23 protein-coding genes are annotated in these 24,757 nt (G+C 63.1%); 17 read left to right on the top strand and 6 right to left on the bottom strand.

Annotated features, from left to right (window positions below):
• The first annotated feature begins 94 nt into the window (after positions 1-94).
• A complete protein-coding gene (locus tag JQ600_RS27315; protein ID WP_212266218.1) occupies positions 95-1,018 on the top strand; it encodes a division plane positioning ATPase MipZ in 924 nt (307 codons plus the stop codon).
• A 27-nt stretch (positions 1,019-1,045) separates the two neighbouring features.
• Here JQ600_RS27315 and JQ600_RS27310 read toward each other — a convergent pair whose 3' ends face one another.
• Positions 1,046-2,137 (bottom strand): zinc-binding alcohol dehydrogenase family protein, encoded by a 1,092-nt coding sequence (locus JQ600_RS27310; protein ID WP_212266220.1) that lies wholly within the window; start codon positions 2,135-2,137, stop codon positions 1,046-1,048.
• A 111-nt stretch (positions 2,138-2,248) separates the two neighbouring features.
• Here JQ600_RS27310 and JQ600_RS27305 point away from each other — a divergent pair, with 111 nt between their 5' ends.
• From JQ600_RS27305 to JQ600_RS27290, 4 genes are all read left to right on the top strand, one after another.
• A complete protein-coding gene (locus JQ600_RS27305) occupies positions 2,249-3,019 on the top strand; it encodes a helix-turn-helix transcriptional regulator (RefSeq protein ID WP_212266222.1) in 771 nt (256 codons plus the stop codon).
• 317 nt (positions 3,020-3,336) lie between these two features.
• Positions 3,337-4,221: an alpha/beta fold hydrolase gene (locus JQ600_RS27300; RefSeq protein ID WP_212388137.1), complete on the top strand. Its 885-nt coding sequence runs from the start codon at positions 3,337-3,339 to the stop codon at positions 4,219-4,221.
• Positions 4,222-4,331: 110 nt separating this feature from the next.
• Positions 4,332-5,096 (top strand): VWA domain-containing protein, encoded by a 765-nt coding sequence (locus JQ600_RS27295; protein WP_212388139.1) that lies wholly within the window; start codon positions 4,332-4,334, stop codon positions 5,094-5,096.
• A gap of 67 nt (positions 5,097-5,163) precedes the next feature.
• Positions 5,164-5,892, top strand: coding sequence for a DnaJ domain-containing protein (locus JQ600_RS27290; RefSeq protein WP_212266224.1), 729 nt, complete (start codon positions 5,164-5,166; stop codon positions 5,890-5,892).
• Positions 5,893-6,143: 251 nt separating this feature from the next.
• On the opposite strand, the gene JQ600_RS27285 is transcribed toward JQ600_RS27290, so the two are convergent.
• Positions 6,144-7,991 carry a D-alanyl-D-alanine carboxypeptidase gene (locus JQ600_RS27285; RefSeq protein WP_212388141.1) on the bottom strand — a complete coding sequence of 616 codons (1,848 nt, stop codon included), beginning with the start codon at positions 7,989-7,991 and terminating at the stop codon, positions 6,144-6,146.
• A 401-nt stretch (positions 7,992-8,392) separates the two neighbouring features.
• Here JQ600_RS27285 and JQ600_RS27280 point away from each other — a divergent pair, with 401 nt between their 5' ends.
• Entirely contained in the window at positions 8,393-8,731 is a 339-nt protein-coding gene (locus JQ600_RS27280; protein WP_212034912.1) for a phasin family protein, read from the top strand.
• 155 nt (positions 8,732-8,886) lie between these two features.
• Here JQ600_RS27280 and JQ600_RS27275 read toward each other — a convergent pair whose 3' ends face one another.
• Positions 8,887-10,248, bottom strand: a complete 1,362-nt coding sequence (locus JQ600_RS27275; protein WP_212266228.1) for a pilus assembly protein TadG-related protein — start codon at positions 10,246-10,248, stop codon at positions 8,887-8,889.
• Between the two features lie 497 nt (positions 10,249-10,745).
• Here JQ600_RS27275 and clpS point away from each other — a divergent pair, with 497 nt between their 5' ends.
• The 3 genes from clpS (at position 10,746) to JQ600_RS27260 (ending at position 15,586) form a co-directional block, all read left to right on the top strand.
• Complete coding sequence (clpS, locus tag JQ600_RS27270; RefSeq protein WP_192733729.1) at positions 10,746-11,078, top strand: ATP-dependent Clp protease adapter ClpS; 333 nt, start codon at positions 10,746-10,748, stop codon at positions 11,076-11,078.
• A gap of 271 nt (positions 11,079-11,349) precedes the next feature.
• Positions 11,350-13,764, top strand: a complete 2,415-nt coding sequence (gene clpA / locus JQ600_RS27265; RefSeq protein WP_212388143.1) for an ATP-dependent Clp protease ATP-binding subunit ClpA — start codon at positions 11,350-11,352, stop codon at positions 13,762-13,764.
• Between the two features lie 214 nt (positions 13,765-13,978).
• Positions 13,979-15,586, top strand: coding sequence for a sensor domain-containing diguanylate cyclase (locus JQ600_RS27260; protein ID WP_249136117.1), 1,608 nt, complete (start codon positions 13,979-13,981; stop codon positions 15,584-15,586).
• Between the two features lie 33 nt (positions 15,587-15,619).
• On the opposite strand, the gene JQ600_RS27255 is transcribed toward JQ600_RS27260, so the two are convergent.
• Positions 15,620-15,994 carry a PilZ domain-containing protein gene (locus JQ600_RS27255; protein ID WP_212388147.1) on the bottom strand — a complete coding sequence of 125 codons (375 nt, stop codon included), beginning with the start codon at positions 15,992-15,994 and terminating at the stop codon, positions 15,620-15,622.
• Between the two features lie 207 nt (positions 15,995-16,201).
• On the opposite strand from JQ600_RS27255, the gene JQ600_RS27250 reads away from it, so the two are divergent.
• The 8 genes from JQ600_RS27250 to JQ600_RS27215 all read left to right on the top strand — a co-directional run bounded on the left by JQ600_RS27250 (position 16,202) and on the right by JQ600_RS27215 (position 22,945).
• Positions 16,202-17,194, top strand: a complete 993-nt coding sequence (locus JQ600_RS27250; RefSeq protein WP_212388150.1) for a lytic transglycosylase domain-containing protein — start codon at positions 16,202-16,204, stop codon at positions 17,192-17,194.
• Between the two features lie 32 nt (positions 17,195-17,226).
• A complete protein-coding gene (locus JQ600_RS27245) occupies positions 17,227-18,228 on the top strand; it encodes a phosphotransferase (protein ID WP_212388153.1) in 1,002 nt (333 codons plus the stop codon).
• Positions 18,229-18,331: 103 nt separating this feature from the next.
• Positions 18,332-18,763, top strand: coding sequence for a nuclear transport factor 2 family protein (locus JQ600_RS27240; protein ID WP_212388155.1), 432 nt, complete (start codon positions 18,332-18,334; stop codon positions 18,761-18,763).
• A 106-nt stretch (positions 18,764-18,869) separates the two neighbouring features.
• On the top strand, positions 18,870-19,607 hold the full coding sequence (locus JQ600_RS27235; RefSeq protein ID WP_212388157.1) for an AzlC family ABC transporter permease: 738 nt from the start codon (positions 18,870-18,872) through the stop codon (positions 19,605-19,607).
• Positions 19,604-19,960, top strand: coding sequence for an AzlD domain-containing protein (locus JQ600_RS27230; RefSeq protein ID WP_212388158.1), 357 nt, complete (start codon positions 19,604-19,606; stop codon positions 19,958-19,960). Before JQ600_RS27235 ends, JQ600_RS27230 begins: the two co-directional genes overlap by 4 nt.
• Positions 19,961-20,020: 60 nt before the next feature.
• Complete coding sequence (locus tag JQ600_RS27225; protein ID WP_249133482.1) at positions 20,021-20,992, top strand: Bug family tripartite tricarboxylate transporter substrate binding protein; 972 nt, start codon at positions 20,021-20,023, stop codon at positions 20,990-20,992.
• A gap of 3 nt (positions 20,993-20,995) precedes the next feature.
• Complete coding sequence (gene tsaA, locus JQ600_RS27220; protein WP_212212375.1) at positions 20,996-21,487, top strand: tRNA (N6-threonylcarbamoyladenosine(37)-N6)-methyltransferase TrmO; 492 nt, start codon at positions 20,996-20,998, stop codon at positions 21,485-21,487.
• Positions 21,488-21,493: 6 nt separating this feature from the next.
• Positions 21,494-22,945, top strand: coding sequence for a serine hydrolase (locus JQ600_RS27215; RefSeq protein ID WP_212490166.1), 1,452 nt, complete (start codon positions 21,494-21,496; stop codon positions 22,943-22,945).
• Positions 22,946-22,992: 47 nt separating this feature from the next.
• Here the strand turns inward: JQ600_RS27215 and JQ600_RS27210 are convergent, their stop codons facing one another.
• Positions 22,993-23,418, bottom strand: a complete 426-nt coding sequence (locus tag JQ600_RS27210; protein ID WP_212388162.1) for an HIT family protein — start codon at positions 23,416-23,418, stop codon at positions 22,993-22,995.
• A gap of 47 nt (positions 23,419-23,465) precedes the next feature.
• Entirely contained in the window at positions 23,466-24,713 is a 1,248-nt protein-coding gene (locus JQ600_RS27205) for a GNAT family N-acetyltransferase (RefSeq protein WP_212388164.1), read from the bottom strand.
• Positions 24,714-24,757: the final 44 nt, after the last annotated feature.

Below are 24,757 nucleotides of genomic sequence, written 5' to 3'. Positions count from 1 at the left end.
CAGGCAGACAATGATTTAAAAGCGTTATCACGCATTTCGCTTGACCACAGCCGCGCGTGATTTGAAGATATCAAATGGGGGTTGGGGTTGAGTCATGTTGGTTCAGGCTAGTCAGGGTCAGTCCGGTTCGGCGCATGTCGTCGTGCTCGGCAACGAGAAGGGCGGTTCGGGGAAATCCACCACCGCACTGCATATCGCTGTCGCCCTGATGAAAGCCGGTCAGCGTGTCGCCACCATCGACCTCGACTGCCGCCAGCAGAGCTTCACCCGGTACATCGGCAACCGCACCGCGTGGGCCCGCCGCACCGGCCTCGATCTCGAAATTCCCGTCCACTTTTGCATCAAGCTCGGCGAGACGATGCAGATCGCCGACAATGAAAATTCCGAGTTCCAACAATTCATGGAAGCGGTGAGCACGGTCGAGCGCGCCTTCGACTTCATCGTCATCGATACGCCGGGGTCGGATTCCTATCTGATGCGCCTGGCCCATTCGATGGCCGATACGCTGGTGACGCCGATCAACGACAGCTTCCTCGATTTCGACGTGCTCGGCACCGTCGACCCGGCCACCTATTCGGTGACCGGCGAAAGCCACTATGCCGAGATGGTGCGCGACGTCCGGCGCAAGCGCCGCCAGCTCGACGGCGCTTCGACCGACTGGATCGTGGTGCGCAACCGGCTGTCGATGATCGGCTCGCGCAACAAGCAGCTCGTCGCCGACAGTCTGAAGGATCTGTCGTTGCGGCTGGGCTTTCGTTCGATCGACGGCCTTGCCGAGCGGGTGGTCTACCGTGAATTCTTCCCGCGCGGGCTGACCGCGCTCGACGACCTCGATGAGGCCACGCTCGGCACGCGGCCGAGCATGGGCCATGTGACGGCGCGCGAGGAGGTGACGAGCCTGCTCCGCCAGTTGAAGCTGCCGCTCGACGAGCGCGGCCGGCGGAGGGCCGCCAACCGCGCCGAATGGTTCAGCCAGGTCGACAAGCCGCTCGAAGTCCACGACATCCTCGGCGCCTGACCAAGGTGCTCGATCATCGGCGCCTGATCAGCGCGATCTCGGCGGCTCGATCACCGTCATCCGGAACGGACCACTATTGCTTGCCGCATGCGCGACCGCGGCGTTGGCGTCGTCGAGCGCAAACGAAGTGACCTCGAATTGATCCAGGCTGACCAGGCCAGCGCGAACAAGCCCAACCATCAACAGGGCCGCGTGCGGCGGGTACATCCATTGGCCGCGAAGGGTGATGCAGTTCCGCATCATCCATGAATAGGGCAGGTCGAGGCCGGCGCCGCCGAGCATGCCGACGCCGCCCATCAGCACCACGCGTCCGTAAGGCCGCACCGCGAGGATGGCGGTCCGCACCTGCATCGCGTTGGCCGCCGGCGGCAGGATGTCCAGCACGCAGTCGATGCCGCCCGCGGCGGCTTGCAGGATCCGCTTGCGGTCGTCTTCCTCCTCGCCGCGCATCGGAACGATACGGACGCGTGGGCCGAACCGGCGCACGAGATCGGCCAGCGCCTTTTCGTTGCGGCCGGTTGCGATGACGCAAGCGGCACCCATGCCCAACGCGACGGCCACCGCCGCGCTGCCAAAGCTGCCGGTGGCGCCATTGACCAATACGGTCTCTCCGGCCTGCAATTGGGCGGCGAGGAAGCCACCATACGGCACCAGCAGCGTGCCCAGCGCGCACCAGCGCGCGGCGTCCGCTTCTGCAATGCTGCCGATCCGTGCGGCGTTTTCCGTCGGCACCCGCATTTGTCCGGCCCATGCCCCATCGTGAAAGTATCGCTGCAGCCGCAGACCGCCGTCGCTGCCGGCGGTCAGGCCCTGCAGCGCGATGTCGGGGGCAAGCGCATCATCGCGCGAGCGCACCGTCGGATCGCAATAGACCCAGTCGCCCGTGGCCAGATGGGTCGCATCCGGGCCGGTGGCGCGGACGCGGCCGATCGCGCCGGGACCCGGCACCACAGGCAATTCCAGCAGGTATTTGCGTTCGCCGCTCAGGACTTCATTGGCGTAGGCGAGAACCCGGCTCGCCATCACGTCGACGATCACTTCGCCGGTGCCGAGGACGGGATCGGGCAGGGTTTCGATCGCGAGCGGCGATCCGAATTGTTTCAAGACGGCGGCTTTCATGATGGGCATCCTTTCGCAACGAGGAGCCGATTTTCGCAACCCTTCATTTCGCCAACAAGACCTGGTATTATCCTAGGATTGAATGATCCCCCGCTGACGAAGTGCAGGCCCATGAATCCCAGGCAAAGCGAACTCGGCGATTTCCTGCGCTCGCGGCGGGAAAAGCTGACGCCAAAGGCGGTCGGCCTGCCGATCGGGCGGCGGCGGCGAACGCCCGGCTTGCGGCGCGAAGAAGTTGCCGAACTCGCAGGCATCGGCGTCGACTGGTACATCCGGCTCGAGCAGGGGCGCACCGTCAGTCCGTCGGCGGCGACGATCGACGCGCTGGCCCGCGCGCTGCGGCTCGGCAAGGCTGAGCACAAGCATCTGCGGGCACTGACGCAGAATGCCGACCGCCGCGCCTTTGTCCCCGAAACCGTACCGCCTGCAGTCCGGCGCACCGTCGAGCGGCTCAATTTGCCGGCCTATGTCACCGGCCGCCGCTGGGACATTCTGGCCTGGAATGCGGCCGCGGATGAAATCTTTGCGTTCAGCCGGCTGCCGGAAGGCGACCGCAACATTCTTCTCACCGTGCTGACCAACCGCGCGACGCGAAAGTTATTCGGCGCTTCATGGGAAGAAGAGGCGCGGCGCATCGTGGCGCAGTTCCGCGCCACGCATGATTTGTGGGCCGGCGATCCCGCGTTCCAGGAACTGCTTGCACGGCTGCGGCAGGGCTGTCCCGAATTTTCGGGCTGGTGGGAGGCCCATGATATTGGCGGCGTCTCGGCCGGCCAGAAATCCCTGAGCCATCCGAGGAAGGGGCGGCTGAAGCTGGAATACGCGAGCTTCCAGGCCAATGACGATCCGGCACTGAAGCTGATCATCTATACCGCGGGCTGAATCCAGTGGTTTTCCGGGATTTCCAGGGCAGACGCGGCGTGCGAAATAAGGGAACGAATTGCCTACAATACCGTTTTCATTAGACTTTTATCGTTCGGTCGAACCGAAGCTTGGTTGGGGCCGTCGTATATAGGCAAATAGGAAATGATCGCCGGGTAGTGAGCAACTGCACAATGGATGGGTGCATCGCACAACGATCAGGCGCTCAATTCACAACATTTGGACTTTATGTCACGCCGCTGTGACATATATCATCAAGAACGAGGCCGAAGAGTCTTGAGACTGACATAGCCCCTACCGGGGCCCCGAGGACGCCGATGAAACGTGGAATTGCCGTTCTGCTTTCACTTACCGTACTGGTTGCGGTCGCGTATTTTACCGCGAGCAAGTGGGCGATCCGTCACGAGACCATCGCATTCCATGATCCGGCGCGAGACAATCGTTTGGTCGCGGTCAATATCGCCGTTCGGCGCGACAAGGAAATGCAGGCTAATGCCGGCATGATCACGCTGCCGGTTGCGATCATCAATCACGGCAACACCGTCAAGCATACCGAGTATTCGTTCCTCTCCAACGCGTTCGCCGCGCGCGGCTATCTTGCGGTCAGCCCGCAGCATGATCTGCCGACCGATCCGCCGATGGTGACCAAGGTCGGCGAACTCTATGTCGGCCGCCTGCCGCAAATTCAGCGCGGCGTCGCCAACATCCATTTTGCCATCGAGGAAATGAAGAAGGTCTTGCCCAACGCCGACTACGCCAGGGTGACCATGGTGGGGCACTCGATGGGCGGCGATATCTCGATGTATTTCGCCAAGCAATATCCCGACGAGATCAAGAAGGTGGTGACGCTGGACAATCTGCGCGTGCCGTTCCTGACCGACGGCAAGTTCAAGATCCTGTCGTTCCGCTCGAAGGACACGCAGTTCAAGCCGGATCCGGGCGTCGTGCCGGATGACGACCAGTGCGAGAAGGCCGGTATTACAGTCGTGAACACCGGCTACCAGCACAACGATATGCGCGATACCGGGCCCGATGCGGCAAAGTCGTCGATCCAGACGATGCTCGACAAGTTCATCGCTGATAACAGCGACAGCAGTGTGCTGAAGCCGGTGCCGACCAAGGTGCCGGATCCGCTCGTGAGCAATCCGGGGCCGGTGCCGCTGGCCAGCAACCCACCGACCATCAAGTCGGCGACCAACTAACGGCTCCGCTGTTAACGCTTCCGCTGCCTGATCCCGGCGGATCACGACCGGGTGCATTGACGCCCTTTATAGTCAGCCCCACATAGAGCCTGCTGCAATTGCGAGCGCTCATGGCCGGCGAACCCACCAAACCGAAATCTCCCGCCGACGTCTTCTCGGCGCAGAAACCTCAATCGCGCAGCTCTCCGTTGCCGGAAGCCCGGCCCTCGGCGGCCGAAGACATCGCTGCCTTTGTCGCCAAGGCTCGCGCCATGTCGCCGCACCGGACCGGCGCAAAGGGCAGGCTGGTGTTCGCGCTCGACGCCACCATGAGCCGGCAACCGACCTGGGACATGGCCTGCGCGCTGCAGGCCGATATGTTTCGCGAAGCGGCTTCGCTCGGCAGCCTCGACATTCGCCTGGTCTACTACCGCGGCCTCAATGAATGCCGCGCGACGGGATGGATCTCCGACTCGGCGCAACTCGCTAAATTGATGACCAAGATCGATTGCCAGGGCGGCAATACCCAGATCGGCAAGGTGCTCTCGGAAGCCCGCCGCGAGGCGGTCGCTTCCGCCGTGCGCGCCGTAGTGTTCGTCGGCGACGCCATGGAAGAGTCGGTCGACGACCTCTGCGCCAAGGCCGGTGAACTCGGCCTGCTCAAGGTGCCCGTGTTCATGTTCCAGGAAGGCCACGACGTTGCGGCCGAGCACGCGTTCCGTGAGATCGCGCGCCTCACCGGCGGGGCATGGTGCAGGTTCGATCCCGGCGCCGCGGCCCAGTTGCGCGAGCTGTTGCGAGCTGCAGCGGCCTATGCCGCCGGCGGACGCGAAGCGCTGCTGCGGCTGTCGAAGACCAGAAGCGGCGCGGCCAAGCTGATCGGCCAGATGAAATGATCGCCAGCTTGGCTCTTCAGGTGCGGATCGCCATGCTTTTTGCCGCCGGGGCGACTATATTGGGCCCATGCCAACCCTGATTGCCGGTGTCGTCGCCGTTGTCCTGCTTTATTTGCTGCTGCAGATGTTTCGTGCGGCCAATCCGGTCGTGCTTGCGCGGCTGCTCAAGATCGGCGGCGGCATCATCGCGCTGGCGGTCGCGGCCTTCACCGGGCTCAGGGGCGAACTGGCGGTGGCGATCCCGCTCGGCATCTTCGGAGCGGGACTGCTCGGCTGGTCGCCGTTCGGCCCGTCGGGCTTCAGCAATATCGGCGGGATATTCGGCGGCGGCACGCAGCGCTCGCCCGGACAGACCTCGCGCGTGCGATCGCAGTTTCTCGACATGAGCCTCGATCACGACAGCGGCGCCCTGTCGGGCCAGATCGTCGATGGGCCCTATGCCGGCCGCTCGCTCGACGAGTTCGACCTGGCGCAGCTGACGACGATCATGTCCGGCTTCGACGCCGAAAGCGTCGCGTTACTTGAAAGCTATCTGGACCGCCGGTTTCCCGCCTGGCGTCAGAACGCGCAGGGCGACGCGGCAGGGGGGCAACGCCGCGCGCCGCCGAGCGGCAAAATGACGGACGAGGAGGCCTATCAGATCCTTGGCCTGCAGCCGGGGGCGGGGCGTGACGACATCAGCCGGGCGCACCGCGCCCTGATGAAGAAACTGCATCCCGATCAAGGGGGCTCGACGTACCTCGCCGCCCGTGTAAACGAGGCCAAGGATACTCTGCTTCGCGCGCATCTCAGCTAACTCCGGCAAACGCTACCAAACGCTACAAACCGAGAGCTGCCGCTGCCCTATTCTCTGGTTGATGCCCCGTGTCGCCCGCCATTTTCCGGCGTGGTCGATCCTTCATTCCGGAAAACTTAACCGTAAATTCTTGACGAGAAGTTTGCGCAGGTTCGATTTGCCGCCAGCGACCGCACGGCGTCTGCAACTGTGCTCTGGAAACAACAAAGCCGGCGCTTGCGGCGCCGGCTTTGCGAACAAGAGAGAGAAGGTCAGTTACGAACGGTGATGCAGGAGATGTCGGCGCGCTTCAGCGTCTTGCAGACCGCCTCGGCCTGATCGCGCTCGAGGCCGGCGAAGCGGGCGCGGAACAGCTTGCGATTATCCTTGGCAACGACCGGCTCGGTGAAGGAATCGGCCTTGCCGAGCAGGCCACGGGCCTGATTGCGCGCCTGATCGAGGCGGGTGCGGGCTTCGCTTTCGCTTTCCAGCGCGCCGACCTGGATGATCCAGCCGGTATGGGTAACGGTGGCCGCGGGCTTGATGGCGCCGTTCTGCTGGACGGTCTGTGGCTGGACATAGGCGAGTGCCTGCACGGGGGCAGACGGCACGCTGGAGGCGGGGAGCACGCCGAGTACGCCATGCCCGGTACCGTGATTGGCGGGCTGCGGCGGCAGTTCGGCACGGGCCATTTCGGGCCTGATCACCTCAGGCTTGATGGCTTCAGATCTCGGCTCAGCCCGCGCCACGACGGCGCTGGAGGTCTCCGCCACTTCCGGGCGGACGGGCGCAATCGCGCTGGTGATCGGCGGGGCAACAGGCTGGGACGGGCCGGCGGAAGCCAGCTTCATCGCGCCGGCCTTGACCTGAACCGTCTTGACCTTGACCGGCTTCATCGGCTCGGCCGAGCCGGGGATCGCCGATATCGCCTGGGTCTGAATCACACCGCTGGTCAGCGGGGCCGGTTCGGGCTTGGCCTGCGCCGCGAACTTGGACTGTTCGGGTTTGGGTTGCGGCGCCGGCAGGGCGGCTGCGGCTGCGGCCATCAGCGAGGGCTTGGCCGGGGCGACGCTGCGCGTCGCCTGCATTGCGGCCATGCTGGGCTCGGAGGCCGTGGCGGCGTTGTTGGCCTGGACCGCCTCGGTCGGGCGCGGCGTGCTGGCGACTTCGGCCACCTCGACGCTGGCCTCAGCGGAATTGCGTTCGGTGATGGCGGCGGCGGTGCGGATGGTCGCACCCTTGTCGAGGTTTTCCGCGAGCAGGGTGCGCATGGTGGCGTCGCGCGATCCGCCGCTGCGGCCGCCAAGCACCACGCCGATCAGATGGCGGTTGCCGCGCCGCATCGAGCTGACAAGATTAAAGCCCGACGCGCGGGTGTAGCCGGTCTTGATGCCATCGACGCCTTCGACATTGCCGAGCAGGCGATTGTGGTTGCGGATCGCCTGGCCGCGATAGTTGAATACGCTGGTCGCAAAGTAGCGATAGTAGCGCGGAAAGCGTTCCTGGATCGCGCGGCCCAGCGTTGCCTGATCGCGCGCGGTCGTGAGCTGTTCGTCGTTCGGCAGGCCGTTGGCGTTGCGATAGACCGTCTTGGTCATGCCGAGCGCGCGCGCCTTGCGCGTCATCAGCTTGGCGAATTCATCTTCATCGCCGGCAATGGCTTCCGCGATCACGACCGAGGCGTCATTGGCGGAGCGCGTCACCAGTCCCTTGATGGCGTCTTCGACCTTGATGGTCTGGCCGGGCTTCAGGCCGAGTTTGGTCGGCGCCTGTTGGGAAGCATACGAGGACACTTCCAGTTCGGAATCCAGCTTCAGCTTGCCGCGCTCGAGCTGCTCGAACAGCAGGTAGAGCGTCATGATCTTGGTCAGCGAGGCCGGACGACGGAGGGCGTCGGGATTGTTGGAGGAGAGCGTGGCGCCGGAATTGCCGTCGACGATGATGGAAGCGAATTGCGGGCTATAGCTCGCCACGGCGGCGTGGTGCCGGGCATGGTGGCGTTGGCGGTAGCGGCGGGCTTCTGCGCTGTCGCTGGTGTAGATGACTGCAGTGGTGAGAGTGACCAGCCCGAGAACGCAAACTCGCAACATGCGCGAGGAAGCTAAAGTTGTACGAAGCATTTACTTCCCCGTCCCAATTTCTGTCTTGATCACCGGTTCGTGAGGCGAAATTGTGCCCATCGGCCCAGTGACGCTTCCCTGTTCGAAGCGCTTAGCCAGGCTGCAATTGGGGCCCGGCTGGCCGATCAGGTCGCTGTTCTAGCTAAGGTGTTGTTCACAAACAGCTTTCAATCTGTCTATCGGAAGGCGAACACGTCCGGGAATCAGGTTAGGCGGCGCGAGTTTCCAAAAGGTTAAGTAACCGTTGCGTAACACTCCGGTGTTTGGCGTTAATCGTCGATATTTGTGCGGTGCACAAGATTCCTTGACAGGCATTGTGCGTTGCACTATAAGGGAGGGGTGGTCAGGGAGCCGGGACCTCCCGGCGATTAATTACATTCAGTCTGGGAAAGGACTCCAAGATGGTCAAGGTTGAAGACATTCAGAGCTACGGAAAAGAGCATCTCGAAACGGTCGCCGCGTCCGCGAGCAACCTGCAGAGCGGTGTTCAGGCGATTGCGACCGCTTATGGCGACTACGCCAAGAAGTCGTTCGAAGACACCAAGTCGTTTGTTGAAAAGCTGTCCGGCGTGAAGTCGGTGGACAAGGCGATCGAAGCCCAGACCGAATTCGCCCGCTCGTCCTACGAGACCTTTGTCGCCGAGACGCAGAAGATTGCCGGCCTCTATACCGATCTGGCCAAGCAGACCTTCAAGCCCTACGAAGGCCTGGTCGCGAAGTTCGCTCCCGCCACGCACTAAACTCTTTGTTTGACGCGTTTTCTTTACGCGAACCGGTATCCACTTCGCTCGAAAACGCTTTAAGCGCTGCGCCAAACCTTCCAAAACAAAAAGCCCGGCCGTTACGGCCGGGCTTTTTTCGTTTTGCGTTGTTGTCCTGCCGGTTGCGGTGGCGGTTATTTCGCGACGCGCAGTTTGGAGAGCGACGTGCCGATTGCGGTGAAGGCTGTCGCAATCTCGCTCGAGGAGGTCACGGTAGAGAACTTGTCGGCGCCGCTCGCGCAATATGCCAGAATGGCGGAGGTCGGAACTTTGCTGTCGGTGTTGACATGCATCGTGTAGATGATGACGCCGTTAGCCTTGATGTTGTCGCACTGGATTTTCTGGCGGGCGTCGATGGCGCCATCGAATTGGACTTGGCCGTTGCCGTATGACGGCCAGCGATCCTGGGTGTTCAAACCGTCGGACATCACGATCAGCACCTTCTTGTAGGTATAATTGGCATCTTCGGCCGGTGCATTGAGCGGCGCGCCCTGGGTGAGCGACTGCCATCCCCAGGCGAAGCCGATCGGCTGATTGGTGCCGCCGTTCGGAACAAGCGCATCAATCTTGGTCTTGAGCGCGGCGAAGTCGGTGGTGAGTGGCATCAACGCCGCTGGGCACGCATCGTATTGCTCGGCGTAGAACTTGGTTTGATAATCGGAGGTCGGCGTCGTGTTCTTGGTATCGTAGTCCTGATCGCGGTCGGTCACGCAGCCGTTCCAGTTATCGTGGTTCTTCGCCGTCCAGGTCCTGCCGGCCGATTCACAGGAGCTTTTTGTAGGGTAGTTCCCGGAGTTCTTGCCGCTGCACTTGCCGTTCGCAGCCTCCCACTCGCTCCACTCGATCCACGACTGTTCGGAGTTGCTGGCGCCGACGTTGACGTCCTTGGCGAAGGGGATCAGCGAGATGTAGACGTCGCCGGTATTTTTCGCGAGGGCGCCGATCTGGTCGATCAGGGCTTTGGCGGCCGGCTGCATCGCGGCCATCTTGCCGGCGTCCTTCATCGATCCGGTGACGTCGAGCGCAAGCGCCACCCGCATGCGGACGTTGCCCCAGAGCGAGGTTGAACTGGTGTCGAAGCCAAGTTTCGGGAAGCCGGCGACCTTCATGAACTCTGTCGGCACGTTGCCGGAGCCATTGATCTTGATGGTCGAGCCCTTGCCGGTGTTGGCGGTATATTCCGCCGTGACCGTCACCTCCCTGGCATCGGTGTTGGTGTAGAGCGCCTTGAAATAGTCCTGCGCCTTGGTGTTGATATCCGAGGCCTTGATGGTTCCGTCCGCCAGGTCTTTCGCCACCATCAGGGCGGTGGAATCGAGGGCAGCCTGCATCGACGACCGGGCGCTGTTGGCACGGGTATAGTCGATCGCGGCGCCGACGAAGCTGATGATCGGCACGGCGGCGATGGCAAACAGAACCGCGATGTTGCCCTGATCGGCCTTGGCAAAACGCCCGGCGGCCTTACGAACCCGACTGAAAATGGCTGTATTGAGCATGGCTCTCACCGAAATAGTGGTTTCTAGCGGTATTTCGGCCTGGGCAGCTAAACAGGTGGTAAACTGGTTCCCGCAAAAACGGGTCAAAGCCCATGTATCGGCAAACCGGTGGCCAGAACTGCCTCCTATGCTCAAGGACCGCTAAACAGGCAGGGGCCTTCCTTTGTCAAATCCGACGGAAACGATTAACCTTGCCTGGATTGCCGGACCCGGGATTCGGGCCGGTTGCGGGCGCGGCAGGGCAGCGTTGATGCGCTTGCGGTGGTCTGCAACTGGACCCATATTCCAATAGCCGATCCGCCGCTGGATCGGACCGGGAGCGGCGATCTGGAAAGCGTTGCTGGGTGCCTTGTGGTGGTCGTCTTGGGGCCTTCGCGAGCGTGCGACGATGCGCTGTCCGGTTTCCCATGGGAATGTCGAACGCCTGAGCCATGTTGCAGTTGAACTCCAAAGCCTATTCGTCCGCGCCGGCCGCGACAGCCGTCTCTGCTCCCCGGATGAGCAATGACGAAAACCGCAATGCAGGGACGAACGGTCCGTCGACCTCGGTCATCACCAAGGTCAAGCCGAAGACCAAGCGTCCGAATCTCTATCGTGTCCTGATCCTGAACGACGATTACACGCCGATGGAGTTCGTGGTTCATGTGCTGGAGAAGTTCTTCCAGAAGGACGCGGAAGCCGCCACCAAGATCATGCTTCATGTCCATCACCACGGTATCGGTGAGTGCGGCGTGTTCACTTACGAAATCGCCGAGACCAAAGTGACGCAGGTGATGGATTTTGCACGCAAGCATCAGCATCCCCTGCAATGCGTGATGGAAAAGAAATAGCCGCTGCACCAGCCCCGACCGGCTAAAAGGCGACCGGCTAAAAGGAACAGGTCTTGCATTGTTCCGCCCTGGAGGAAGCAGGCGGCAACCCAGTAGTTTTTCGGGTTGGTTCTCGTGTCGCGGTGGTGCGAAAGTTTAGAGAAAAACCACTGTTCACGGAACCTGTCTTTCGCCACGATCGTGCGTAACTATATGACACGGGATGACGAAGGTTGTTGTTGCCTGACCGGGTAATGGCGATCATGATGACCGGGGGCCACAGAGGACGCGAATGCCAACTTTTTCCCAAAGCCTTGAACAATCCCTGCATCGTGCGCTGGCGATTGCAAACGAGCGGCATCATCAATACGCGACGCTCGAACACCTGCTGTTGTCGCTGATCGATGACTCGGATGCAGCCGCGGTCATGCGTGCCTGCAGCGTCGATCTCGACAAGCTGCGCACCAGCCTCGTCAATTATCTTGAGACCGAATTCGAAAATCTGGTGACGGACGGAGCCGACGACGCCAAGCCGACCGCCGGTTTCCAGCGCGTGATCCAGCGCGCGGTGATTCACGTCCAGTCGTCCGGTCGCGAAGAAGTGACCGGCGCCAACGTACTGATCGCGATCTTCGCGGAGCGCGAAAGCCACGCCGCCTATTTCCTGCAGGAGCAGGACATGACGCGGTACGACGCGGTCAATTACATCAGCCATGGCATTGCCAAGCGTCCCGGCGTTTCCGAAGCGCGTCCGGTTCGCGGCGTCGACGAGGAAACCGAGACCAAGGGCAACGAGGACGCCAAGAAAAAGGGCGAGGCGCTCGATACCTACTGCGTCAACCTCAACAAGAAGGCGCGCGACGGCAAGATCGATCCCGTCATCGGACGCAATTCCGAAATCAACCGGGCGATCCAGGTGCTGTGCCGCCGCCAGAAGAACAATCCGCTGTTCGTCGGCGAAGCCGGCGTCGGCAAGACCGCGATCGCCGAAGGCCTTGCCAAGCGCATCGTCGACTCGGAAGTGCCGGAAGTGCTGGCCGCGGCGACCGTGTTCTCGCTCGACATGGGTACGCTGCTCGCGGGCACGCGCTATCGCGGCGATTTTGAGGAGCGGCTCAAACAGGTTTTGAAGGAACTGGAGGCGCATCCAAACGCGATCCTGTTCATCGACGAGATCCACACCGTGATCGGCGCCGGCGCCACCTCCGGCGGCGCGATGGATGCATCCAACCTGCTCAAGCCGGCGCTGGCATCGGGCACAATCCGCTGCATGGGCTCGACCACCTACAAGGAATATCGCCAGCATTTCGAAAAGGATCGCGCGCTGGTGCGCCGGTTCCAGAAGATCGACGTCAACGAGCCGACGGTGGAAGACGCCATCGCGATCCTCAAGGGCCTGAAACCCTATTTCGAGGATTACCACCGGCTGAAATACACCAACGAGGCGATCGAGGCCGCGGTGCAATTGTCGTCGCGCTACATCCACGACCGCAAGCTGCCGGACAAGGCGATCGACGTGATCGACGAGTCGGGCGCGGCGCAGATGCTGGTGGCTGAGAACAAACGCAAGAAGACCATCGGCATCAAGGAGATCGAGACCACGATCGCGACCATGGCGCGGATTCCGCCCAAGAGCGTATCGAAGGACGATGCCGAGGTGCTCAAGCATCTCGAGCAGACCCTGAAACGCGTGGTGTTCGGCCAGGACAAGGCGATCGACGCGCTGTCGGCGTCGATCAAGCTGGCGCGTGCCGGCCTGCGCGAGCCGGAAAAGCCGATCGGCTCCTACCTGTTCTCCGGCCCGACCGGCGTCGGCAAGACCGAAGTGGCAAAACAGCTGGCGGCGTCGCTCGGCGTCGAGCTGATCCGCTTCGACATGTCCGAATATATGGAGCGGCACACGGTTTCGCGCCTGATCGGCGCGCCTCCGGGCTATGTCGGCTTCGACCAGGGCGGCCTGCTCACCGACGGCGTGGACCAGCATCCGCATTGCGTGGTGCTGCTTGACGAAATCGAGAAGGCGCATCCGGATCTCTACAACGTGCTGCTTCAGATCATGGATCATGGCCGGCTCACCGATCACAACGGCAAGCAGGTCAATTTCCGCAACGTGATCCTGATCATGACCACCAACGCGGGTGCGGCCGACCTCGCGCGCCAGGCTTTCGGTTTCACGCGCAGCAAGCGGGAAGGCGACGACCACGAAGCGATCAACCGGCAGTTCGCGCCGGAATTCCGCAACCGCCTCGATGCCATCGTCTCGTTCGCCCATCTCAATGCCGATGTCATCGGCATGGTGGTCGAGAAGTTCGTGCTCCAGCTCGAGGCGCAGCTGGCCGATCGCGACGTCACCATCGAATTGTCGGAGCCCGCCAAGGCCTGGCTGATCGAACATGGTTACGACGAGCAGATGGGCGCGCGTCCGATGGCGCGCGTCATCCAGGAGCACATCAAGAAGCCGTTGGCCGATGAAGTGCTGTTCGGCCGGCTGAAGGGTGGCGGCCATGTCCGCGTCGTGCTGATCAAGGACGAGGCGGAAGGCAGGGACAAGATCGGCTTCGAGTTCGTCGAAGGACCGGTGACGCCGAAGCCGGAGAAGCTGCCCGGTGCGCGCAAGCGCGCCACGCCGCGGAAGCCGAAATCCGGTCCCAATGGCGGGGGCGGCTCCAATGGGCCGGCCTCGCGGGGGCCGCTGGTCAAGGTCTGAGCGGCCAGGATTTTACGCATTGACGAAGCCGGCGCGTCGAAAGACCGCCGGCTTTTTGCTGGGCGATTGCCGGCTTCAATCGCCGGTCCGTTAACCGGTCGTTAGCATTGGGATGAAGCCGGCGTCCGCAGGAGCGCGGTCGGAACCATCAGGTTAAGCCAGTTTAGACCATGCGCCCGTTTAATCGGACCAGGCAAAACTGGAAAACGCTGTCATGTCCGAACAAAGACCGATGCCTCGAGGCCGGACCTTCCTGGCCGGCAAGATCATCTCCAATTATGGCCAGTCCACCATCGACTGCACCGTCCGCCGGATATCCGACACCGGCGCCGTGATCGAGGTGGAGAGCGTGCTCGGCATTCCCCAGCACTTCCATCTGATGATTCCGGGTGAAGGCGATCCGCAGCCGTGCAAGCGGTCGTGGCAGTCGGAGAAACAGATCGGCCTCGTGTTCGAGACGGCGGCAGACGTCAAGGCAGAAGCCGCCCAGGCCGGTCCCGAGGAAGCGAAGGGCGCCGATCAGATCATGCGTGGCCAGATGCTGGCGCTCCGTGCCGCGCTCGACGTGGTCGATGTCGGCGTTTTGTTGCTCGACGCCAACCTGAAATCCCAATTCATCAACCGCGCCTTCCGCCGCATGTGGGCTTTGCCGGACGAGGTCGCCGACCGCAATCCGGCTTTCGTGGCGCTGATGTATCACGGCCGCGACACCAGGGCTTACGAGATTGCGCCTGCCGAGATCGACGCTTACGTCGCCAACCGCGTTCGCCTGGTCAGGGAAGGCGACACCACGCCGCTCGATCTGCGCCGCACCAATGGTGACGTCGTCCGGATGCAATGCGCCAACCTGCCGAATGGCGGGCGGATGATCAGCTACACCTACGTGACCGACATTGTCCGTCACATGGACGAACTGGAAGTCTTGCGCGGCGCCCTCGACAATTTATCGGAAGGCGTCGTGCTGCTCGACAGCGATCTCAATGCGCAGTTCGTCAACCGCAAGATGCAACAATACTGGAGCGTCACCGATGAGCAGGCTGCGCGCCGTCCCTCCTATGCATCGCTGCTCGCGAATTCGTCGCTGGCACCTGATCGCGGTTTGACGCCGGAAGAACTGGACGCTTTCCGCGCCGGCCGGGTCGCCGCTGTCCGGGCGGGCAACGAGCCGTTGCGGGATTTGCAAAGCACCGACGGCCGGCACATTCGGGCGCGTTGCTCGGTCCTGAAGAACGGCGGCCGGATGATCACCTATTGCGATGTCACCGATCTGGTTCACAACGCCCGGCAGATGGAAGAGTTGGCGACGATCGATTCCATGACGGGGCTGTACAACCGCCGCCATTTCATGGCGCTCGCTGCGGCGGAATGGAGCCGGTTTCAGCGCTACTACCGGCCGCTCTCCGTACTGATGATCGACGTCGATCACTTCAAATCGGTGAACGACCGCTACGGCCACGCGATCGGTGATGATGCGCTGATCGCGGTCGCCAATGCCTGCCTGGAGGGCAAACGCTCGTCCGATATCGTCGGCCGGCTCGGGGGCGAGGAATTCGCGATGCTGTTGCCGGAGACCGATCTCTATCAGGCGCGGATCGTGGCGGACCGGATTTGCAAGGCCGTCGCCGCCAGCACCTTGAAGGCTGACGAGGTCCATTTCAGGGTCACGGCCAGTATCGGCTTTGCGGCCGCGACCGTGAGTATGCCGGGATTTGAGGCCTTACTGAAGGCGGCCGATCAGGCGCTGTACCAGGCCAAAGATCAGGGGCGCAATCGCGTCGTTGGATGGTCGCCGCCGCCGGCGGCAAAGCTCGCCGCGGAGTGAGGCAGGACAGGCGCGCAAGGCGACGTCCAGCGGTCAGCGTTCTCCGAGCAGCTCGTTGATCCGGCGCTGAAGCTGCCGCTTCTTGATTTCGCTCTTGCGCAGCCGCTCCTCCAGATCGGAGACGGGCGCGGCCGGAGTTTCGCCACTGAAGGCAAGGCCGACGAAATTATCGCGCCACCACACCACCTTGGCGAGGAAGGAGCGGCCTTTACGTGCGATGCGAAGCGAGATCTGTTCCCTCGGCGAGATCTGTTCCCTCAGAAGGCCGGCGGTATTGCTGAATTCGACGCTGGCGCCCTTGTCGGAGATGTTGCGAACGATGCATTCACGGCTCGCGCCGTTCTCGCCGATTTCCGCGACGCCGCCGTAAATCACCTTGTCGCGCGCGTTCTCGCGTCGGTCCTGCATCGATATCTCCCAGTCAAAGGAAGACTTTTACGCCGCTTTATCGGCCGCGAAAGGCTTTGGCCGGCAAAAAGCGGCGTTAACGTAAACCAACATCGGCCGCGATGGCGGCGATTCAGGGCTTTACGTGGCCCAAACATGGTTACGCCGCGCTCTGGAACCGACAGCGCCGGGCCGCTATTAAGTACCTTCGATGGAAATCAGACGGCAATGCGAACAGGTCAGGGTCTCCGCGCCGGGTTGAGCTTGCTGGCGATGTTGGCGTCGCTTGCGCAGGCTATCGCCCAGGACGCGACATCCGCGCCGACCGACCCCGCGCGGCCGGGCATCGAGGAACCTGCGAAACAGCCGGACGCGGCAGCTCCAGAGAAGCCCAAGGAGACCGCGCGCGAGAGCGATACGCGCGAGGCGCTGTGCCTGATGGTGGAATCGGCGGCGAGGGCGGCAAACCTGCCGCTGGAATTCTTCGCGCGCGTGATCTGGCAGGAGAGTCGCTTTCAATCCGATGCGGTGGGGCCGATGACCAGGAGCGGCCAGCGCGCGCAGGGCATTGCGCAGTTCATGCCGGGAACCGCGAACGAGCGGCGGCTGCTCGATCCCTTCGATCCCGTGCAGGCATTGCCGAAATCCGCCGAGTTCCTCAGCGAGTTGCGCGATCAGTTCGGCAATCTCGGCTTAGCTGCGGCGGCCTATAATGCCGGCCCGAGGCGGGTGCAGGAATGGCTCGCCGGCACGGGATACATGCCGCAGGAAACCCGCAACTATGTCGTCGCCATCACCGGCTCAACGGTCGAGGAGTGGGCGACGGCGGGACGGAACGGCAAGATGCCGGAAGCCGCACCAGCCTCCAGTTGCCGCGAACTGATGGCCTTGCTCAAGCGCGCGCCCAATCCCTTCGTGACGGGCCTCGAACAGCGCATCACGCTCTCTGCCGCGAAATTGTGGGGTGTGCAGCTCGCCGCCGGCTTCAACCGCGACAAGGCGCTGGCCATGTATGCGCGCGCGATGAAGCGACTCAATGCTGTGATCGGCGACCAGGACCCGAGCCTGCTCAGCGCGCGGCTGCGCACCCGCGGCAGCAGCCTGTTCTACCAGGTGCGGATTGGCGCGGACACGCGGCCTGCGGCCGATGATCTCTGCAACCGCATCCGCCGAGCCGGCGGGGCGTGCTTCGTGCTGCGAAACAAGGGCGTGCCGGGGTGACCGACCGCCTTGGCGCGCAGTAAGGTACATTCATGCGCAAAGACGGCTTCGACGTGTTCTCAATAGCCCATCGCGAGACCGCGCGCTCAGCGCTCGCTGCCGCCTTTGGCTCGGCTCCGGTCGGCGCGATCACGGCGATGACAGGTGGGGCGACGACGGCATCGGTCTATCGTGTCGAAGTAGGCCAACGGCGCTATTTGCTGCGGATCGAGGGCGAGCCAAGCCCGCTGCGCAATCCGCACCAATATGTCTCGATGCGCATCGCGACGGAGGCGGGGATTGCTCCTGCCATCCGCTATCTCGACGAGGCGGCCCGTATCGTGGTGATCGACTTCATCGAGCACCAACCGCTGAAAACCTATCCGGGCGGGCCGCCCGCGCTGGCGCAGGCGCTGGGAGAGCTGTTCTCGCGGGTGCAGGCCACTGCGGTCTTCCCTTATTACGTCAACTATGGCGACATCGTCGCGCGCCTGTTTGCGCATGTGCGGCGGACCGGCCTGTTTGCCGCCGGCGTGCTTGATGCGCATGTGGAGCGTCTCGAACTGCTCCGGGAAGCCTACGACGCAGGCGCGTCCAGGCTGGTCTCCAGCCACAACGATCCCACTCCGAACAACATCCTGTTCGACGGCGAACGGCTCTGGCTGATCGACTGGGAATCAGCCTGTCGCAACGATCCCCTGGTCGATGCGGCGATCGTGCTCAATCAGTTCGCGCGTTCCCAGGAGTTGGAAGATGTGCTGCTCACGGCCTGGTTCGGCCGCGCGCCTGACGAGGCGCTTCTTTCCCGGCTGGCGTCGGTCCGCGCGCTCACCTGCCTTTTTTATGCGGGCGTCATGTTTAGCGCGTCGGCCGCGGCGTCATGGGCGAAGGACGACACCGATCTTTCCGCCCCAACTCCCGAGCAGTTCCGCCTTGCGATCGACGAAGGACGGCTCATACGCGGTGCGGTCGGGACCCGGCACATCCTCGGCAAGATGTACCTGGCGTCATTCCTGTCCGGCGTTGCTGCGCCGAAACTCGAAGGCGCCGTCTAGCCTTGCCGAAATTCACCGGGTGAATGGCGACTATATGATCGATCGATTGGACGAATAGACCGCGTCTCGGGCATGTCAGTTGCACCCGCAACGGAGACTTCAAATGGGAACCATCGAGAACAAGGACACCATCCGGCGCATTTATCAGGCGCTGGAGACCGGCGATCGCAGCGTGTTCGGCGCGTCCGTGCACCCCGACTATGTCTGGCGCTTTCCGGGCCACAGCAGCTGGTCGAAACGCTTTTCTGGTCAGGAAGAGGTTCGCACCAAGCTGCTGAAACCGCTGTTTGCGCTGTTCGCGACCGAGTATCGGGCGCACGCCATCAATCTGGTCGCCGAGGGCGATTTCGTCGTGGCCGAAGTGCGCGGCGACGTGCAGACCAAGCGCGGCCAGCGCTACAACAATGAGTATTGCTTCGTATTCAAGTTTCGCGGCGACAAGATCGCCGAGGTGGTCGAATATTGCGATACCGATCTGGAGGAACGTGTGCTCGGCAATTACGATGACGCCGTCAGGCAGATGGCGGCGTCGTAGGGCCACGGACCGGCGGCTGCATGCCAGCCCTGAGGCGGGCCTCGCTTGACGCCGCCTTGTTTCACCGCCGTTATGCCCGACAGGATTCACCCCCGGCCGGCTATACGTGGCGCTCCCTCCGCTCGACTCTGTGACATGGCAAAGCCCGTTGCGCGCCTTCGCTTGGGGCATGCGCTCGGTCGTCACCACCGTGCTGACGCTGGTGCTGTTTGCGACCTATCTCGGCATCGGCGCGCTGGCCCATGACAGCCATTTCAGCCTGGGCTGGGTGCTCGGCAGCACGGTTCTGGTCTGGGCGGGGCCGGCGCAGATCATCCTGATTACGACGCTGGGCTCCGGGGCGACCGTGGTGCAGGCGGCGGTTGCGGTCGCCGTCAGTGCGATCAGGTTGTTTCCGATGGTGGTGTCGGTGCTGCCCTTGATGCGCATGCCCGGGACCAAGCGCCGTCATCTGGTGCTCGCGGCGCATTTCATCGCGGTTACGCTGTGGGTCGAGTGCTATCGGCTGTTGCCGCTGGTGCCGCGCGCGCGGCGCATCGCATTCACGCACGGGCTCGGCTGCGGCCTGCTTTCCGTCTGTCTGGTCGCGACCGCGCTTGGCTACGGCCTGGCCGCCAATCTGCCGGCGCTGTTCGCCGCCGCGATCCTGATGCTGACGCCGCTGGCGTTCCTGCTCTCGACCGCGCGCAACTGCCGCCAGCTATCGGACGTGCTGGCGCTGGTGCTTGGGCTCGCGCTGTATCCGCTTGTCGCGACGCTGCAGACCGGCGTCGACATCCTGATCTCTGGCATATCGGCCGGCACGATCGCTTACGGCGCGCACTGGTGGCGGGCGCGCGCATGAACGATTGGCTCGCAAACTTTCTGGGTGACCCTCACGCGCTGCTGGTGCTTGTCATCGCGGGTTTCCTGCCCAACGAGGTCTGGCGCATGCTCGGGCTGTGGCTCGGCGGCGGCGTCGACGAGGGCTCGGAAGCGCTGATCTGGGTGAGGGCGGTGGCGACCGCGATCCTCGCCGGCGTCATCGCGCAGATCCTGGTGCAGCCGCCGGGCGCGCTCGCGAGCGTGCCGGACTGGCTGCGTTATGGCGCGGTCGCCGCGGGCTTTGCGGTGTTCATGCTGACGCGGCGCTCGATCTTCGCCGGCGTCGTTTCGGGCGAGGTCGCAATGGTGGCGGGAAAATGGTGGCTCGGTTGATTGCAGCCGCTGCATAATCCGGTAGTGTCCCTTCAACTCAGAAACGGCAAGGGGAACGGCATGAATTGGCGCGCAGTGGCGGCTATGGCCTTTGGTTTGGTTGCAGCCGCGCCGCAAGGGCAGGCAGCCGAATATCCGACCCGTGCGATCAAGCTGATCGTGCCCTATGCGGCGGGCGGTCCGACCGACGTGCTCGGGCGCATGGTCGGCGAATATCTCAGCCGCGACCTGAAGCAGCCGGTGGTGATCGAGAACAAGGCCGGCGCGCAGGGCGCGATCGGCGCCGAGGCCGCGGCGCGGGCCGAGCCCGATGGCTACACGCTGTTCTTTACGGCGGCATCGATCTTCGTGCTCAATCCGATGCTGTACAAAAAGCTGCCCTATGATCCGCAGCGGGATTTCCGGATGCTGGCGCTGATCACCGATCTGCCTGTTGTCATGGAGGTTCATCCTTCCGTGCCGGCCAAGACGGTGGCGGAGTTCGTGGCTTACGCCAAGCAGAATCCCGGCAAGCTCAATTTCGGATCGGCCGGCACCGGCGGCACCATTCATCTCGCCGGCGAGATGTTCAAGCAGATGGCCGGCGTCGACATGGTTCATGTCGCCTACAAGGGCGCGGGCCCTGCGCTGACCGATCTGATATCGGGCAATATCCAGTTGATGTTCGACACGCTCGGCACCGCGCTGCCGCCGGTGAAGGGCGGGTTGCTGCGGGCGCTCGCGGTGAGTTCCGCGCAACGCATTCCGGATCTGCCCGACGTGCCGACCATGGCCGAGAGCGGCTATCCCGACTACGGCGTCAGCGTCTGGTACGGCGTTTCAGCATCGTCAAAACTGCCTGACGATATCGCGCGAAAAATCACCGCCAGCCTCGACAAGGCGCTGGCCGACGATGCGTTCCGCGCTTCGCTGGAGAAGGTCGGCTTTCCGCCGCTGCGTCCGCGCAGCCAGGCCGAGATTGACCAGTTCATCTCAACCGATCGCGCGCGCTGGGCGGGCGTGATCAAGGCGCTCAACATCTCACTGGATTAAAATATGGTTCGGGAAAGTGAAATCCGCGAAGGCGAACTCGCCGTCGATATGCCACCGGCGCGCGACGCCGGCCTTGTCTTCATCGGGCGCATCCGCACGCCCTGGAAATCGCGGCTGGAAACCCCGCGGCAGGGCCGTCACGACGGCCCGGTCTGCCGGCTGGAGATTTTCGAGCCCTGGGTGCCTGCGATCAAGGGCGTCGACTTCTATTCCAATCTCGAAGTGATCTACTGGCTGCACCAGTCGCGACGGGACCTCGTACTGCAAAGCCCGAAGAACAACGGCAATACGCGCGGCGCATTCTCGCTGCGTACGCCGGTGCGGCCCAATCCGATCGGCACCTCGATCGTCAAGCTGGTCGGCGTCGAAGGCAACGTCGTGCTGGTGCGCGGCCTCGATTGCCTCGACGAGACGCCGCTGATCGACCTCAAGCCAGATCGCTGCGAGTTCACCCCACTGGCGCCGCCGCAGGCAGGGGATTTCGAGACGGAGTGATTCTCCATGAAGCGGACGGGCCTGAGGCTTTTCACCGCGGTCATGCTATTCGGCCTCGCCGCAGGTGCGGCGGTGCGAGCGGATTCGCCTGCGATCGTGGAGCATTATCCCGGCGCGGCCTTTGAGTCGACGACGCCGGAGGCTGCGGGTTGGTCGGCCGAAAAACTGGCGGAGGCAAAATCCTGGTCGCAGCAGATCGCGCCGTCAGCCGCTGTGATGATCGTTCAGCACGGCCTCGTTGTTGCCCAATGGGGCGACGTTGCGATCAAGTCCAACCTACATTCGATCCGCAAGAGCCTGCTTAGCGCGCTGATCGGTATTGCCGTCGACGAACACAAGATCGATCTCGGCGCGACCATGGAAAGCCTCGGCATCGACGACAACACGCCGGGCCTGACCCCGACCGAAAAAACTGCGACCGTCGGCGATCTCCTGAAGTCGCGGTCGGGCATCTACCACGCGGCGCTGTACGAAACGCCGGGCATGGCCCGACGACGCCCCGCGCGCGGCAGTCATCCACCCGGAACCTTCTGGTACTACAACAACTGGGATTTCAACGCACTCGGGACGATCTATGAGCGCGCCACGGGAGACTCGATCTTCACAGCCTTGCAGGGCCGGATCGCGCGGCCGATCGGGATGCAGGACTATCAGCCGGGCGACGGCGAATATTTCAGGGGCAAGCCCTCCGAGCATCCCGCCTATCCCATCCGCATGAGCGCGCGCGACCTGGCCCGGTTTGCGCTGCTCTATCTGCACGAGGGACGGTGGAACGGCCGGCAGATCATTCCGAGCGCATGGGTTCGCGAAAGTACGCAGTCCTATTCCGATGCATTTCCCGACCAGGGGCGGGGGTACGGCTACGGATATCTGTGGTGGATCAGATTTCCCGATAACAACGGCGCACCGATGGTCAGGGTCCCGGCCGGCACCTTCGCCGCCATGGGTGCTGAAGGGCAGTATGCCTTCGTGATCCCGGCCTACGATCTCGTCATCGTTCATCGCGTCAACAGCGATGTCGCGGTCGGGCCGCTACCGGGCCAGCGCAAGCCCGAACCGACGACCCCGCAACTTGCGCGGCTGCTGTGGCTCATTCTGTCGGCGGCAGGCGACAGGGATGTCGGGCCGGATGTCAGTCTGGCTCACGCGGCGGGCGATCGTCTCGCAGGCGAGGAAATCAAGGCGAAACTGACCGGGGCGACTTTTTCGGTCGGCGAGATGCTGAACGGCGGCCCGTATCTATGGCAACTGCGTGCCGATGGGACGCTTTCGATCCTGGCGGGCGCCGAGCAGCGGGAACGGTTCACGGGTTCATGGCGCGTCGACGGCGATCGCCTCTGTCGAACGCTGAACGAGCCCAACACGCGCGAGGCATGCTTTTCCGTTGTCGCAAGCGGCTCCCGGCTACAACTCTTTACTTCGGATGGTCTAATGAGACTTGATACGCGGGTGCAGTGAGCGCGGGCCGTTGGGTTCATGGGACCCGGCACGCTCTTGCAGCTCCGCTACCCCAACGCCGCGATCAGCTTGGTCGCGTTGTCTTCCAGCACCTTGACGTCTTCCTTGCGGCTCGCCGGCGGCAGCATCGCGACGCCCTCGTGGCGTGGCAGCACGTGCATGTGGAGGTGGAAGACGACCTGTCCGCCGGCGGGTTCGTTGAACTGCTGGATGGTGATGCCGTCGGCCTTGAAGGCCTTCATCGCGGCGGCGGCGATCTTATGGGCGCCGCGGGCGACATGGGCGTAGTCGTCGGGCGTGATGTCGAGGATGTTGCGGGCAGGCGCCTTCGGGACCACCAGCGTATGGCCAGGCGAACGCGGCATGATGTCGAGGAAGGCGAACACATGCTCGTCCTCATAGACCTTGTGGCAGGGAAATTCGCCGCGCAGGATCTTTGCGAAGATGTTGTTGGTGTCATAGGCGGCGGACATGGTGGTTCCCTCGGTTTGCTCTCATTCTCGGATCGATATTGTAAAGGTCAAGCCTCGTCGGCGGCCTTGCGGAACGGCCCGGCCTCGGTGAGTTCCCTCCCGACCTCGGCGACGTAAGCGCGTTCGCGCTTCAAATAGTCCGCGATCGCCCGGCGCAAATCGGGATCGGCGATGTAATGCGCCGAATAAGTCGTCTGCGGCAGATATCCGCGCGCCAGCTTGTGCTCGCCCTGCGCGCCGGCTTCCACCGTTTTCAGGCCGCGCTCGATCGCAAACTCGATGGCCTGATAATAGCAGACCTCGAAATGCAGGAACGGATGATGTTCGACCGCGCCCCAATTGCGGCCGAATAGGGTGTCCCCGCCGATGAAATTGATGGCGCCGGCGATCCAGCGGCCGCCCCGCCGCGCCATCACCAGCATCACGTCCCGGCTCATGCTCTCGCCGATCAGCGAGAAGAATTTTCGCGTGAGGTAGGGCCGGCCCCATTTGCGCGAGCCGGTCTCCATGTAGAACGCAAAGAAGGCGTCCCAGGCCTCCTCGGTGATGTCACTGCCGGTCAGGCGGTGGATGGTGATGCCGGCGGAGACGGCCTCGCGCCGCTCCCGCTTGATCGCCTTGCGGTGACGGGAGTTCAGCGATCCCAGGAAGTCGTCAAAGGTCTTGTAGCCGTCATTGTGCCAGTGGAACTGCTGGTCGGTACGCTGCAGGAATCCCTGGGCGCCGAGAAACTTTGCTTCCGCCTCGCGGGCAAACGTTACGTGCACGGAAGAGGCGTTGGTGGCGTTGCACAGCGCCATCAGCCCGCTTGCCAGCGCCGTCCCGATCCGCTCGTGGTCGACGTCGCCGCGGATCAGCAGACGCGGGCCGGTGGCGGGCGTAAACGGCACCGAGGCCTGCAGTTTTGGATAATAGCGGCCACCGGCGCGCTCATAGGCATCCGCCCAGCCGCGGTCGAAGACGTATTCGCCTTGCGAGTGCGATTTCAGATAGCAGGGTACGATGCCGGCGATGCCGCCATCGAGCCGGGCGAGGAGATGCCGCGGACCCCACCCCGTGCGGGCGCAGGCCGAGCCGGAGGCTTCGGCAGCGACAAAAAAAGCGTGCGAGACGAAGGGGTTATAGCCAACTCTTGAATCGAGGCACGAATCACCTGACGCGCCGGGTGAAGCCAGCGTGTCGAGGTTTTCGAGGCTGTTCGGATCGCCCTTCGGATTGGCGCAGGCGTCCCATTCCGCAGCCGGGATATCGCTGGCGGAGGGGACGGCTTCGAGGGTGATTTCGGATGACGCCATCGAGAATTCGGACCGGTCCCACACTGCGATCAGCCATCGCGATG

The sequence above is a fragment of the Bradyrhizobium sp. AUGA SZCCT0176 genome (genome assembly GCF_018130145.1).
Classification (GTDB): domain Bacteria; phylum Pseudomonadota; class Alphaproteobacteria; order Rhizobiales; family Xanthobacteraceae; genus Bradyrhizobium.
This window is presented reverse-complemented; position numbering and strand designations above follow the sequence as displayed.